This is a genomic window from Caldisericota bacterium (genome assembly GCA_034717215.1).
Classification (GTDB): Bacteria; Caldisericota; Caldisericia; order Caldisericales; family Caldisericaceae; genus UBA646.
This window is the reverse complement of sequence record JAYELD010000087.1, coordinates 21,059-35,610: the sequence shown is the minus strand read 5'-3', so window position 1 is coordinate 35,610 and position 14,552 is coordinate 21,059. Positions and strand designations below refer to the sequence as shown.

Sequence of the window (14,552 nt, the reverse complement as noted above, 5' to 3'; positions counted from 1 at the left end):
CATAATACCCGTATTTCTTATTTCGCTAACAGTAATATCTATAAATGCCCTGTTCATAAAATCCAACCCACTTCAGGTAGTAAAATATTTATTAATCGTATACCCTGAATATTTTTTCTTTATGTTTTTTGGGTTTATTATAGTTTTCTGGTTAAACCTGAAAGAAAAAATTGCCGTATCTAATTCAAAAACATTTACAAATGTATCCATTGTAATGGTTCTTGCATTTGAATTTTTTGATCCAAAAGTCGCTTTAGTCATTGCGATTGCACAACTACCATGGTCCACAATGCTTCTCCCCGTCAATATGATGTTAAAATTTATCAGAAAGAAAACATCTGAAATTCAGTACTCGTAATTACCTATTCTTATACCTTTTTCTCAAGTCCTATTAACTTCTCAGCAGCGAAAAGTGAAGCAAGCTTTGAATGCTCGTAATAAATGCCACCTTGTAAATAAACTGCATACGGCTCCCTCATCGGTGCATCAGCTGATAATTCAATTGAAGAGCCTTGTATAAATGTACCTGCTGCCATTAAAATATCATTTTCATAACCTGCAAGTGGCGATGGAAGAACTTCAGCATCCCAATCTATTGGTGATACACCCTGAAAAGCTTGTGCAAACGTAACAAGCTTTTCAGGAGATCTTAAAAGAATTCCCTGAACAATATCACCCCGCTCTTCATTAAAAAGGGGTTTTACATCATATCCCAGCTCTTTAAAAAACTTTGCAGCAAAAATTGCTCCTTTTAACGCATTAGACACAACAAGTGGAGCAAAAAAAGCCCCTTGAAGAAAAAGGCGAGTAAGAGAAAGCATTGGCCCAATTTCCCTTCCTGTTCCCGGAGTAGTAAGCATTGCTTCAATCTTTTCAATATATTTTTCTTTTCCAGCGATGTAACCTCCTGTTGGGGTAATTGCTCCACCCATATTCTTTATAAGGGATCCCACCACGATATCGGCACCTACTTCCGTTGGTTCCTTCTCGTCAACAAATTCCCCGTAGCAATTGTCTACCATAATACAAATATTCGGGTTAACTGCTTTTGCCTTTTTTATCATCCTGCTAATCTCCCTAATTGTAAGAGATTTTTTGTATGAGTATCCACCAGAGCGTTGAATAACGTCTACGGCTGCTCTTTTTATTTTTTCTTTTTCAATACTTTTAGTCATATCTGTTTTATCAAACTTTATTCCGTATTCTTTCAAAGAACCTGTCGCTCTCCTTAATCCTATTATAGCTTCACCTGTTTCATATGGATCTCTACTCAGGTAAAGAAGCGTATCGGCAGGACGAAGCAAACCAAAAAACGAAATGGAAATTGCATGCGTACCGGAAACAATTTGAGGCCTGACAAGTGCCGCTTCTGTATTAAAAATTCTTTTGTAACCTTCCTCTACCTTATCTCTGCCGGGATCAGAAAGCCCATATCCCGTTGTATCCCTGAAATGAAAAACAGAAATATGAGATTCTCTAAACGCATCTAATACTTTATAAAAATTACTACTCTTTATCTTGTTTACTTTTTTAAACTCCTCCGAAAGCTCGCCTTCGCATCGCTCAGCAAGATTTATAAGTTCTTTCCTAATTTGAATGCTCATATAAAAACGCCTTTACAAGTTTTTCTGCCTGTTTTTTTGTATCATTTAAATCTGCCGTATTAATCCAGTGCACGTTATTCTCTTTTTTAAACCAGGTAATTTGTTTTTTGGCAAGATGCCTTGTTCTTTTTTTAATTTCTTCCTTAGCTTTTTCAAAAGAAATGGTTCCGTCAAGGTATTGCAAAACTTCCCTGTATCCAATTGCCTGTAAAGCTGTTTTTGACCAATTAGGATAAATATCCCTTAATCTTTGTACTTCTGCCACAAAACCTTTATCAAACATCTTTTCTACGCGCTTTTCAATATCCCGATAGAGAAGTTTCCTCTCTTTTGTTAGTCCTATTTTTAAGAACTCATAACGAACTTCCTTGTTCTCAATAGAAGAAATTTTACACCCAGTTTGCCTGAAAAATTCAATAATCCTTATAAGGCGCTTCCTGTCATTAACCCTGTCTGAAGCATCTTTATCGATACTTTCTGCCATTTTTCTTAAAACAGCAAAAGACAACATATTGAGCTCTTTCCGTAATACCGCATCAGGAGGTGCTGAAAATTCAACAGGAAACCCTTCTGTAATGCTTCTTATATAAAGACCTGACCCACCAACTATTAGTGGTATCTTTTTCCGCTTAAAAATGTTGCTAATTGCCACCTCGGCATACCTTTTAAACTCTGCAACATTAAACTCTTCCTGCACGGTTACAACGTCGATTAAATGGTGCTGTACTTTGTTTCGGATATCTTTCCCCACTTTATCCGTTCCTATCTCCATTCCTCTATAAAACTGCATAGAATCTGCAGATATAATCTCAACAGGAAATTTATCCGCAATACACAAACTGAGTTGCGTCTTATGCGTTGCAGTAGGTCCTAAAATAATAATAATTTTCATTTGCCTCGCAGGTGAATAAAATCAGCATCTACAATCTCGGTTTTAATGATATCGCCAACACGTGCAGCACACCCCTCTACAATAACTAATTTATCCTGTGGTATCCTGCCAAAAGCCTGTACTCCAACAATTGATTCGATCAAAACTTCAACAGTTTTTCCTATAAAGAAACGGTTTTTCTTTAAAGAAATAGCATTCTGTAAAGAAAGAAGGTCGTTCAGTCTTCTCTTTTTTTCCTTCTCGTCAATCTGCTCTTCCATCACTGCTGCTGGAGTATTTGGCCTCTTTGAATAAGCAGCAACAAAACTTCTATCAAATTGCATATATTCAACAAGTGATTTAGTTTCATTGTAATCTTTTTCGCTTTCTCCGGGGAATCCCACAATAATATCAGTAGTAATACTTGTATCAGGAAAAAGCATTCGCACACTGTCTATAAGCTCGATATATTGTTCTCTCGTATAGCCTCTCTTCATAGATTTTAATATTTTATTGCTCCCTGCCTGGACAGGCAAATGAAAATGCGAGCACAATTTTTTTAACTTCCTCATCCGTTCTAAAATAGAAAGAGTAAAATTCGCAGGATAAGGGGTAAGATATCTTAATCTCTTAAGGCCAGGGATTTTATTAACATCTTCAAGTATTTCAATAAAACCATTTTTGTACTTCAGATCGCGCCCGTAATGATTAATATTTTGTCCCAGCAAAACAACTTCCTGCGTACCGTTTTTAACGAGCGTATTTACCTCTTCCAATATTTCTTCTTTTGTCCTGCTCCGTTCCCTCCCCTTAGCAATAGGAACAATACAATAACTACAAAAATCATTGCACCCATAAATAATAGGCACATATGCAAACACTTTTCGTGGAGGGGAAATTTTTTCCTCACCAGTTACAGAAAGCAATTTTTTTAACTTTTTAATACGGTCCTCAAGAGACTCGTATCCTTTAAATAGAGCAATAATGCTTTTTTCACCAACTCTCTTTATTGCCTGTTCACTTACACTGGCAACACATCCCGTTACAACAGAAACCGGGTGGCCCTGTCTTTCAAAAAGTTTTCTTATGCGTCCTATTTTGCTGAGAAGTTTTAAATTCGCCTTTTCCCGAACAGCGCAGCTATTTAGTAGAATTAAATCCGCATCTTCATCCTTTTCTACCTCGTTATATCCAAAAGACAGGAGTGCCTCTCTAAATTTTTCGGACTCATATTCATTAATCTGGCAGCCATATGTGACAATCTTAAAATTTTTCATAAAGCTTTTTACACTCCTTCGCAAGTATGTGTCCTTTCAAAACTCCCAGTTCTTTTCCTTCCACATTAAATTTTTTTCCTAGCTTACTGCCATCAATCTTTACATTACTGCATTCAACGAAAAATTTGCTTGCCTTTGCCGCCTCTTTCCCTTCTAACGAAAAAAGAGCTGCTGCTAAAGGAATACAAATACTTCTATATCGAGTAAAAAGAGAAAACAATGAATCAAAGCTGTCCTCTACTTTTTCTCCAACAATTTTATTCGCTATTTCAGCTTCCTTCCGGCTTAAACCTAAAATATCCAATACAGGATACTCTAAAAAAACGTATGAAAATAGCGCCACAATAAAAGCATCTCTGTATGTAAAATCCCTATTAATCTCTTTGTCTAATTCATTAAACTGCATGGATAAATTAATTTTTTTAAGGATAAACGAGAAATTTTTCCCAGGAAAAAATATTTCAAGTACTTTTAATACAGATTGGACATCTAAATCAAGAATCTTTTTTAGCTCCTCTCTTCGTCTCTCTTTTTTAGTCGATTTAAGAAAAAAAAATGCACTTTTAATCTGTTCCCTTGTATCTTCGTCGATGGAAAGACCAAATTCTGTTGCAAGCCGAATTCCCCGAAGAACACGTACCGGATCTTCGCTAATAGAAGTCGGAGAAACAGATCTCAATACACGATCTTCAAGATCTTTTAGTGAAATAGCTCTGTAAAAAAACTTTTTTTCTGAAAGGGAATAACAGACAGCGTTAATTGTATAATCTCGCAGCATAAGATTATCGTCTATACTATTTGTAATCTTCATAAAATCAAATGTATAATCACCTTGAATAGTTCTCAGAAACAAAAAATCCTTTGCATTCAACAAGAAGTATTTCAAATTGCTATTTTCAAAAAAATCCAAAACTTTTTCAAAGTCGTTTTCCTTTACTATAAAATCAAAATCTTTAAGATCTTTACCGTAAAAAGCATCCCTTATAGCGCCTCCAACAATGTAGATGTTGGTTATCTTTGCCTTCAGTGCCTCAACAAATGTATCTGAAAGTGCATCAGTTATAATAGATTTTACTCTCTCCATCTTCTTCTCAATATGCTTTTTGCCTTGCCATTATTTGCAATATCAATGACTACAAAATCTAAAATCACATTACCTTCTGCAACTTCAAATGTTAACGGAAGAAGTGTTAAAAATCTTTTGATTGCCAACTCCTTTTTTACTCCTATAACAGATTCTTCTACACCAGTCATTCCAACATCTGTAATATAAGCTGTGCCACGTGGAAGAATTGTTTCATCTGCAGTAGGCACATGTGTATGCGTACCAATAACTGCGCTTACAAATCCATCCATGAAAAAACCAAATGCCCTCTTTTCGCTGGTTGCCTCTGCATGAAAATCAATCATTATGCAAGAAGTCTCTTTTTGCATCGCTTCAACTAACTGTTTTCCTACAACAAAAGGCGAATCGAGTGGAGGTAGCTCTATTCTTCCCTGTAAATTCACTACTCCCAATTTCATATTATCTTTTTCAATTACAACATGGCCTTTGCCTCTTGCACATGATGGAAAATTTGCAGGACGCAAAAGAAAAGGAAAATCATCAAACTGATCCCAAAATTGTTTCTTATCGAAACTATGGTTTCCTCCAGTAATGACATCTACGCCAAAAGAAAAAAGTTCCCGTGCACTTTTTTCTGTGATTCCCGTTCCGTGCGCTGCATTTTCTCCATTTAAGATAATAAAATCAGGACTATATTTTTCTCTTAATTCAGGCAGCGCCTTTCTAACGGCTTTTCTTCCAGGCTTCCCAAACACATCTCCAATAAAAAGTATTTTCATTTATCTCTCCCATCACAAACAAAAGGAGCCGGTAAAAATAGTACCGGCCGCTTTATATCTTAAAAACTAACTTATTATTCCTTTTTCGCTTCTTCTTTCTGTTCTTCTTCACCAGCTTCTTCACCAGCTTCTTCACCAGCTTCTTCACCAGCTTCAACTTCCACCGGTACCACTTCTTCCTTTGTGGGATGCCCAACTCCTACCACAACTGTGTCTAGTGGGGTAAGTACTTTCACTTTATCGGAAAGAACAAGGTCACTTACGTGCACAACATCATTTATATCAAGTTCTGTTACATCAACCGCAATTTTGTCAGGAATGTCAAGAGGAGCAGCTTCTACCTTGATGTCATACAGCGTATGCTCAAGTACGCCACCAACTTTTACTCCTTTCGATTCACCTACAACCACAATCGGTACCTTCGTAAGCACAGGTTTATCCAGATCTACCTCTAAAAAATCCACATGCACAATCTTATCACCAAGAGGGTCTTTTTGTATATCCTTAAGGATTGTAAAGTAAGTAGTCCCATCGATGTCGAGGTTAACAATAACACTTGTCCCTTTATGTTTTATAATATTAATAAATTCCTTTTCGTTAATTGTGATAGGAATAGGTTTTGCAGTCTTTCCGTAAGCTATGCCAGGAATAAATCCTTCACTGCGAAGCTTCTTTAACATCCCTTTAGTAGAAACTTCTCTTTTCATCGCCTTAAATACTATCTTTTCCATATATGTACATCTCCTTTATAGTTTTTTGAAATTTAATTATAACATTCTTTCAATCTTTTTCAAACAATGCACTTATAGATTCATGTAAAAATACTCTTTTAATCGCCTCTCCTATTAGTGGAGCTACACTAAGAACCTTAATTTTATCAGGTAAATGGTTACGTTCTTCAACGGGAATTGTATCCGTTACGATTATTTCCTCTATGGGCGATTTCATAAATTTATTCAAGCTATCTTTTGCAAATATTCCATGCGTTGCACACACATAAACCCTTTTTGCTCCCCTTTTTAAAACTTCTTCTGACGCTTTAATAATCGTATTACCTGTATGGATCGCATCGTCAACAAAAATAACGCTTTTCCCCTCAACTTCACCAATAAGCCTGCTCGTTTCTACTTCTTCTGGCCCAAGTCTTCTCTTGACAAATATTGCCTGAGTTGAGTGGGGTATATCTCTGGCAAATTCAGTCGCCCGCGCTACACCTCCCACGTCAGGAGAAACAACAACAGGATTCTCAATATTTTTTCCACGCATATAACCAGCAAGTGTCAACACAGCCGTAAGATTATCCATCGGTATATCAAAAAACCCTTGTATCTGGCCTGCATGCAAGTCTACTGACATTACTCTGTCAGCGCCCGCCATCGTAATGAGGTTTGCAACAAGCTTTGCCGAGATAGGCTCCCTCGATTTTGTCTTTCTATCCTGCCGTGCATATCCAAAAAATGGAATAACAGCACCTACAGTGTTAGCCGATGCTCTTTTTAAAGTATCAATCATAATAAGTAACTCCATTAAATTATCCGCCGGGGAAAAAGTCGGCTGAATGACAAAAACATCTCTCCCTCGTACATTTTCAAGGCATCTTACATGAATTTCTCCATCAGGAAAATAATTAATAATCGCCTTCCCAAGTGATAAACCAAGATATTTTACAATTTTTTCAGAAAGCTGCCTATTTGCCGTACCAGAAAAAATTTTTATTGTTTCTCCTTTCAAATCAACCATTGCTTTTTTTCCTCCTCTTTGCCCATTCTTTTTTATTTATCTGTTTAGCTCTCCCAATAGCAAGCGCACCCTCGGGAACTTCTTCTGTAATCACAGATCCGGCTGCTGTATACGCACCTTTCCCTATTTTTACAGGCGCTACAAGTGTATTGTGAGAGCCAATAAATACATCTTCCTCTATAAATGTGGGTTTCTTCTTGCTTTGAAGCCCATCATAATTGCAAGTGATTGTTCCTGCCCCAATGTTCACATTTTTCCCAACTCCCGTATCCCCAATATAACCTAAATGTGGAACTTTTGTATTTTCCCCAAACTGAGATTTCTTTACCTCAACAAAAGTACCTATCTTAACATTCTTACTCATTTTGCTATCAGGCCGCACATAAGCAAATGGGCCTATTTTGCAATTATCTCCCACATTAGCCTGTCTTACTACACTATACTCCACACTCACATTATTTTTAATAACAGAATTAACAATACGCGTATTAGGCCCGATCACACAATCTTTTCCTATAGTCGTCCTCCCCTGGAGTAACACCCCGGGAAGAATTGTCACATCATTCTCTATTTTTGCATCAAAATCAATACTGACAGTATCCGTATTTATAATTGTAACGCCTGAAAACATCAATTTATCAAGTATCTCTCCTTGAATAATCTTTGTTGCAATAGAAAGTTCTTTTCTGTTATTAACCCCGTACACAGGAAATTTCCTTTCCAACTTTTTTGCACTTACTTTTACACCTTTTTTCTTCAATATTGCAAGTGCGTCCGTTAAATAATATTCTTTTTGTAAATTATTGGGAGTAATTTCGTTAATTGCGCTAACAAGATATTTTTTTGCAAACACATATATCCCTGTATTGATCTCGTTTATTTTCTTCTCTTCCTCTGTTGCGTCTTTTTCTTCAACGATCTTGACAAAATTAGTCTTATCCCTGACTATTCTGCCAAAACCAAACGGATTATCAGATAAAGCAGTAAGCAATGCTGCACTACTCTTAGTGTTTTTATAAAAAGCAAGAAGTTCTTTGAGATCAGAGGATTTTATCAAAGGATTATCTCCTGTAATAATGAGTACTGGCATCTCATCCGAAATATTGTCAGATGCAGTAAGTGCTTGTTTTGCCGCATCTCCTGTCCCAAGAGGGATTTTTTGATAAACCAGTTCAACATCAGAAAAACCATCTCTGTCCATTTCTTCGGAAATTACTACAATAACTTTATCAGATATCCCCTTTGCGGCATCTATCACGTATTGCACCATAGGTCGCCCACAAATTGGGTGCATCACTTTTGGAAGAGATGAATGCATCCTCTTTCCTACTCCAGCAGCTAAAATAATACATACATTTTTCATCGTTCTCAACTCCTTATGATTAAGCCATAAATCTTATTTAAAAAACAAAACCATCCCATTACCATATTTTTCATAGCTAACATCCTTTTCTTTTCGCTATCAATAACACAAGTAATATTTTTAACCTAACGAGACAGATTATGGCAACAATTTAGCGAGTTTCTTTGTATTTGCGCAATACTCCAAGCACGTAATCTATATCATGCTCGGTATGGTCAGCACAGATTTGGAATCGTATCTCTTGATTTCCTTTTGGAACTACAGGAAAATTAAGACCAGTCACTAAAATACCGTTATCTTTTAAATATCCAACAAGCTCTGTAGTTTTCTCTGTATCCCTCACCATAAGAGGTACAATAGGATGCTCTCCTTTTATTACCTCATACCTCATATCTATTAGGCCGGATTCAAATCGTGCAGTCATCTCACGTAAATGTTTTAACATCGCTCTTCCCTCATCGCTATCCAATATCTCTAATGAAACAAGCGCTGCACTTGCTTCTGGCGGAGTAATAGGATTAGAATAAATATAAAATGGAGCAGTTTCACGCAAAAACCTTATTACCTCTGCACTGCTTACCACATACCCACCATTTACTCCGAGAGCTTTGCCAAGGGTCGCAACTAACACATCAATTCTATCTTCATGTGTATATTCCGTTGTTCCTCTACCTGTTTCTCCAATAGCACCAACACCATGTGAATCATCAACAAATGTAAGAACCCCTTCTTCAAAACTAGAATTGTATTTTTCAGCTAAATCTGCTATTTTTTTAAGCGGAGCATGATCTCCCCTCATACTAAAGATGCCATCAGTTACAATTATAACCCGCTTGCAATTGCCAACTGAACTCTCTAAAACTGACGCTAGGCTACCCATATCATTATGCTTATATATCTTTTTGTCCCTCGGCCTGGATAATTTTATACCATTAATAATACAATTATGATTCAATTCATCGCTTATCACAATAGTATCTTGCGTAATCATAGGTGCTAATATGCCTACCACTGCCGAATATGCAGAACTAAAGATCATAGATGCTTCTCTGCTATGGAATTCAGCAAGTTTTTTCTCCAGCGCTATATGAGGAGTATAAGTACCACCTATAAATCTTACAGCCCCAGGTCCAGCTCCAAATTCCTTTGCAGCTTTTTCCTCAGCTTCTATTACTTTCTTTTTTAAAGACATTCCGAGATAGTTATTCGCGTTCATTCGCAAAAATCCTTTTTCGCCATAACCTTGTATAAAATATCTAGGACCTTTATCACTTTGTGCCGGTTTTATGCCAGTTATTGCTGTTTCATTTCCTTTAAGCGCTCCCTTATCTTCCAACCCTTTTAAATGAGCCGATAACACCTCTTTAACTTTATCAAGTGGCATTATTTCACCTCCCTATCTATATTTTAATTGCCAACTTATTAGACAGTTTATCAAGCATATCCTTTGTCATAGAAGCAAGATTATATTCTGGTTTCCATCCCCACTCTTCTTTGGCAGTACTATCGTCCATTTTGTTGGGCCAGGAATCGGCAATTGCCTGCCTCATCGGGTCAATGTTATATTCCATAACAAAATCTGGGATATATTTTTTAATTTCATTTGCAATATCCTTAGGAGCAAAACTCATTGCCGTCACATTAAAAGCATTTCTATGCACTAATTTCTCAGGATCTGCCTCCATAATATCAATTGCTGCTTTTATCGTATCTGGCATATACATCATATCCATATATGTATCAGGTTTCAAATAACATGTATACCTTCTATGTTTAAGAGCTTCATAAAAGATTTCAACAGAATAATCAGTGGTCCCCCCACCGGGCAATGTTGCATAAGAAATAATGCCGGGAAAACGTACTCCACGAGTATCTACCCCAAATTTTTTAAAATAATAATCGCAAAGTAATTCTCCTGCAACCTTGGTAACACCATACATTGTATTGGGACGCTGAATAGTATCTTGAGGTGTATTATATTTTGGTGTATTGGGACCAAACGCACCAATGGAACTAGGGGTAAAAACAGTACATCTATGCTCACGTGCAACATCTAAAACATTACAAAGTCCGTTAATATTTACATTCCAGGCAAGTTTCGGCTTGACTTCTGCCACTGCAGAAAGTATCGCTGCCAAATGGTAAATAGTATCTATTTTGTACTTTTTCACAATTTCCTCAATCGTATCAATCTCTGCGCAGTCAATAATTTCAAATGGCCCAGAATCAAACAACTCTTCACTAGGTTTTCTTTTATGTCCTGCTGCTACTACATTTTCATTGCCATACTTTCCACGCAATGCTAATGTAAGCTCAGAACCAATTTGCCCTGTTGCTCCTATCACTAAAATCTTCCGCATAAATGCCATATCTCCTCTTCTAATCGCTATCAAAATAGAATTAAATTTGCTATTTCCTAATACACCTTTTTCTTAAAGATTGAAATCCTTACTAAATACATTTCTAATCCCTGATGTAGGAGCTTCGCTACAAGAACAATGCCTTTCCCCGGGAATATTTATTACTGTTTCACTTAAAACATTGCGAAGCATTTTGTTCATTTCTTCCATTTTATTTACCACTTCCTTGTGAGAAATCATATGATCAGAAATACCTGCTGCATAATTTGTTACAGCGGCAATCGTAGCATAGCACATGCCTAATTCTCTTGCTAACACTACTTCAGGAACGCCAGTCATTCCAGCCACATCCCCACCTAAAATACTGTAAGCGCGTATTTCCGCTCTTGTTTCAAATCTTGGGCCTTCTACAGATACATACGTACCTTTTGGGAAATAAGGATAATCAAATTTCTCCATTGCTTTTTGGATAGCAGTAGTTAACTCGGGGCAATATGGGTCTGTACAATCTGTATGTACTACCTTGCCTTGAGAAAAAAAAGTATCTTCTCTCTTTTTTGTAAAATCAAGAAATTGATTAACAATAACAAATGTCCCGGGCAAAATCTCCCTATTAATTGAGCCTACTGCAGCAGTTGCAATAATGCGCTCAACACCCAACTTGTATAAAGAAAAAATATTGGCTCTGTAGTTTATTTTATGAGGTGGCACAGTATGTTCAGTACCATGTCGAGTTTCAAAAAACACATTTCTTCCTTCCAACTCTCCCTGCATAAGCGCCACAGTGCCAAATTCAGTTTTTACAGATATTGACTCTGCATTTTGTAAAAAATCTGGCGTATAAACACCAGTACCTCCAATAATACCGATACTTTTCATGTTTACCTCCATACCATTCTAACATTTTTCAAGAATTTTTCTATTGCTTTTTAAGACTTTATACCTATAATTATTTGACGGGGCAGTAGTTCAGCGGGAGAACGCATCCCTCGCACGGATGAGGTCAGGGGTTCAAATCCCCTCTGCTCCACCAAATTTTTCCAAAATAAAAGTAACCGGCCCGTCATTAACAAGATTTACTTCCATACATGCACCAAAAATACCTGTCCTGACAATCTTGACCTGCTTTTTTATTTCTTCCACGAATAATTCATAAAGCGAAATGGCTAACTCTTCTCCCGCCGCATTGCTAAAACCAGGTCGATTGCCCTTCTTGATGCGAGAGGCAAGTGTAAATTGCGAGATAATCATAACCTCACTGTTTACCTCTTTTACAGAAAGGTTCATCTTCCCATGTTCGTCAGGAAAAATCCTTAAGTCACATACCTTTTTTGCAAGATACTTTGCTTCTCTTTCTGTATCTCCCTTTTCCACGCCAATTAAAACAAGCAGTCCGCTACTAATTGTTGAAACAAGTTCACCGTCAACACTAACTGACGCTCTCTTCACTCTCTGAAGAACTATCCTCATATATTCTCCTTTTACTCCACCGTACCGTTATTACTTCAGGAATAAGCTTAACTTCCCTTGCAATATCCGCTACAAGAGAAGGCTTTTCAGCAACAAAAGAAAAACGTAAATACGATTGGTAATACCCGTGTTTCCTTTTTTCTGTCCTATTTGATGTACGAAAGTTTTCTATATTCACATTCATTTCACTTGTAACTCTTGATATTCTATAAATAATACCTGGCACATTCCAAACAGTTACTCTAAAATATACCAAAAATTTTGCCTTTCCCTTTGCTTCCCAGACAGCAGGTAACACTTTCCCTCCACTGCTTGTAATCGCTGCTAAATTCGGACAATCCTTCTTGTGAATCTTTATTCCTCTTCCTCTCGTTACGTAGCCTACAATTGGATCCTGCGATTCCGGATTACAACATCTTGCAATAGATATCTTTATTCCTTTAACACCAGGGACAGCAGGATAATAAATTGTTTCTTTCTTCTGAAAGGTGCGCGGAGTAGCTTTGCGTACATAAAGTTTTTTGACTTCTTTCTTCTCCTGCTGTTCTTCCTTTCTCTCGCTCTTTTCTTCTGGTGTCTCTCGCAATTTTCTAAGCCAATACCTAATTTTTGAACGTGCAGAAGAAGTTCTTACGAATTGTAGCCAATCAAGTTTTGGTCCGGTTGAAGACTTTGACGTAAGAATCTCTACGCGGTCTCCCGTCTTTAGCTCTGTCTGCAAAGGAACAATAGCGCCATTTATTTTAGCTCCAACACAATAATTCCCGACATCCGTGTGTACTCTATATGCGAAATCAATAGGAGTAGCACCCACTGGAAGATCAATAACATCGCCTTTTGGCGTAAAAACAAGCACCTCTTCGCTAAATAAATCTCCTTTTATCATTTCTACAAATTCTTTTGTAGACCGAACTTCTTTTTGCCAATCAACAATTTGACGAAGCCACATCAATTTACTCTCATAATTCTTATCAAGCTGAATGCCTTCTTTATATTTCCAATGTGCTGCTATGCCAATTTCATCATGCTTATGCATTTCTCTTGTTCTAATTTGAATTTCAAGTGGCTCGCCAGACTTTGTGATAACCGTTGTATGAAGAGATCGATACCCATTGGGTTTCGGCATCGCTATATAATCCTTCACCCTCCCGGGAATTGGTTTATACGAATTGTGAAGAATACCCAATACTTGATAGCACTCAGGGACAGACAACACAATGATTCGCACGGCAGCAAGGTCATAAATTTCGTTAAACTCTTTTTCCTCTCGCACCATTTTTCTATATATACTATAAAGATTTTTTGGCCGTCCGGAAATCTCTGCTTTTATCCTTTGCTCGTCCAGTAAATTCTTGATTTCCTTCACAACGTCACTGACAAATTTTTCTCTCTCTCCTCTTTTATTTGAAACTCTTTTGGCAAGCTCGTAATATTCATCCTGCTTGAGATATCTAAAACTTAAATCCTCTAATTCCCACTTTATTTTGTAGATACCCAGCCTGTGTGCCAGCGGAACATAAATATCCATTGTATCCGTTGCAATCTGTTTTTGCCTATCAGGAGGAAGAAAAAATAGAGTCCTCATATTGTGCAATCGGTCTGCCAATTTTATAATGACAACTCTCACATCTGAAGCCATTGAAAGGAGCATCTTTCGAAGATTTTCAAGCTTTGTTTCTTCGGAAGAAAAATGATCCATATATTCTAATTTTGTAACACCATCGACAAGAAAAGCAATATTCTCTCCAAACTCTTTTTTAATTTTGTCCAGAGTAACAGATGTATCTTCAACAACATCATGAAGAAGCGCTGCAGCATAACTTTCTGCGTCAAGTCGCATCTCAACAAGGATAATTGCGACATGGAGCGGATGAATAATATATTTATTTCCCGACTCTCTTACCTGTTCGCCGTGTGCTTCCTTTGCGAATTTGTAAGCCCTTTTAACCAAAGAAATCTCCTTATCGCCAAGATAAGAGGAGATTTCTTTAAGTAATTTTTCGGATAATGTTTGCTCGTTCA

At 37.1% G+C, this 14,552-nt stretch carries 14 protein-coding genes and 1 tRNA gene; 2 read left to right on the top strand and 13 right to left on the bottom strand.

The features are described 5' to 3' along the window. Positions 1–358, top strand: a 358-nt coding sequence (locus U9Q18_03675) for a hypothetical protein (protein MEA3313455.1), incomplete at its 5' end; no start/stop codon positions are given. Between the two features lie 10 nt (positions 359–368). Here U9Q18_03675 and U9Q18_03670 read toward each other — a convergent pair. The 11 genes from U9Q18_03670 to mtnP form a co-directional block, all read right to left on the bottom strand. Next, complete coding sequence (locus U9Q18_03670; GenBank protein MEA3313454.1) at positions 369–1,604, bottom strand: methionine gamma-lyase family protein; 1,236 nt, start codon at positions 1,602–1,604, stop codon at positions 369–371. Further along, complete coding sequence (gene miaA / locus U9Q18_03665) at positions 1,588–2,496, bottom strand: tRNA (adenosine(37)-N6)-dimethylallyltransferase MiaA (GenBank protein MEA3313453.1); 909 nt, start codon at positions 2,494–2,496, stop codon at positions 1,588–1,590. Before miaA ends, U9Q18_03670 begins: the two co-directional genes overlap by 17 nt. Beyond that, positions 2,493–3,752: a tRNA (N6-isopentenyl adenosine(37)-C2)-methylthiotransferase MiaB gene (gene miaB, locus U9Q18_03660; GenBank protein MEA3313452.1), complete on the bottom strand. Its 1,260-nt coding sequence runs from the start codon at positions 3,750–3,752 to the stop codon at positions 2,493–2,495. Before miaB ends, miaA begins: the two co-directional genes overlap by 4 nt. Then, positions 3,739–4,836, bottom strand: a complete 1,098-nt coding sequence (locus U9Q18_03655) for a hypothetical protein (GenBank protein MEA3313451.1) — start codon at positions 4,834–4,836, stop codon at positions 3,739–3,741. The genes miaB and U9Q18_03655 overlap by 14 nt, the downstream gene beginning before the upstream one ends. Next, the gene (locus U9Q18_03650) at positions 4,824–5,597 is read right to left on the bottom strand and encodes a TIGR00282 family metallophosphoesterase (protein ID MEA3313450.1); all 774 of its coding nucleotides are present in this window, start codon (positions 5,595–5,597) and stop codon (positions 4,824–4,826) included. The genes U9Q18_03655 and U9Q18_03650 overlap by 13 nt, the downstream gene beginning before the upstream one ends. Positions 5,598–5,671: 74 nt before the next feature. Next, the gene (locus tag U9Q18_03645) at positions 5,672–6,328 is read right to left on the bottom strand and encodes a 50S ribosomal protein L25 (GenBank protein MEA3313449.1); all 657 of its coding nucleotides are present in this window, start codon (positions 6,326–6,328) and stop codon (positions 5,672–5,674) included. Positions 6,329–6,377: 49 nt separating this feature from the next. Next, positions 6,378–7,337, bottom strand: a complete 960-nt coding sequence (locus U9Q18_03640; protein ID MEA3313448.1) for a ribose-phosphate pyrophosphokinase — start codon at positions 7,335–7,337, stop codon at positions 6,378–6,380. Further along, a complete protein-coding gene (gene glmU / locus U9Q18_03635) occupies positions 7,330–8,700 on the bottom strand; it encodes a bifunctional UDP-N-acetylglucosamine diphosphorylase/glucosamine-1-phosphate N-acetyltransferase GlmU (GenBank protein ID MEA3313447.1) in 1,371 nt (456 codons plus the stop codon). Before glmU ends, U9Q18_03640 begins: the two co-directional genes overlap by 8 nt. A 151-nt stretch (positions 8,701–8,851) precedes the next feature. Continuing rightward, complete coding sequence (locus U9Q18_03630) at positions 8,852–10,084, bottom strand: aminotransferase class I/II-fold pyridoxal phosphate-dependent enzyme (protein MEA3313446.1); 1,233 nt, start codon at positions 10,082–10,084, stop codon at positions 8,852–8,854. Positions 10,085–10,100: 16 nt separating this feature from the next. Further along, positions 10,101–11,060: an L-threonine 3-dehydrogenase gene (locus U9Q18_03625; protein MEA3313445.1), complete on the bottom strand. Its 960-nt coding sequence runs from the start codon at positions 11,058–11,060 to the stop codon at positions 10,101–10,103. A gap of 72 nt (positions 11,061–11,132) precedes the next feature. After that, positions 11,133–11,939 carry an S-methyl-5'-thioadenosine phosphorylase gene (mtnP, locus tag U9Q18_03620; GenBank protein ID MEA3313444.1) on the bottom strand — a complete coding sequence of 269 codons (807 nt, stop codon included), beginning with the start codon at positions 11,937–11,939 and terminating at the stop codon, positions 11,133–11,135. Between the two features lie 79 nt (positions 11,940–12,018). Here mtnP and U9Q18_03615 point away from each other — a divergent pair. Then, positions 12,019–12,093, top strand: a tRNA-Ala gene (locus U9Q18_03615). Here U9Q18_03615 and dtd read toward each other — a convergent pair. Both dtd and U9Q18_03605 read right to left on the bottom strand, forming a co-directional pair. Continuing rightward, positions 12,072–12,530, bottom strand: a complete 459-nt coding sequence (gene dtd / locus U9Q18_03610; protein ID MEA3313443.1) for a D-aminoacyl-tRNA deacylase — start codon at positions 12,528–12,530, stop codon at positions 12,072–12,074. The genes U9Q18_03615 and dtd overlap by 22 nt on opposite strands. Beyond that, positions 12,490–14,481 (bottom strand): bifunctional (p)ppGpp synthetase/guanosine-3',5'-bis(diphosphate) 3'-pyrophosphohydrolase, encoded by a 1,992-nt coding sequence (locus tag U9Q18_03605; protein ID MEA3313442.1) that lies wholly within the window; start codon positions 14,479–14,481, stop codon positions 12,490–12,492. The genes dtd and U9Q18_03605 overlap by 41 nt, the downstream gene beginning before the upstream one ends. Positions 14,482–14,552: the final 71 nt, after the last annotated feature.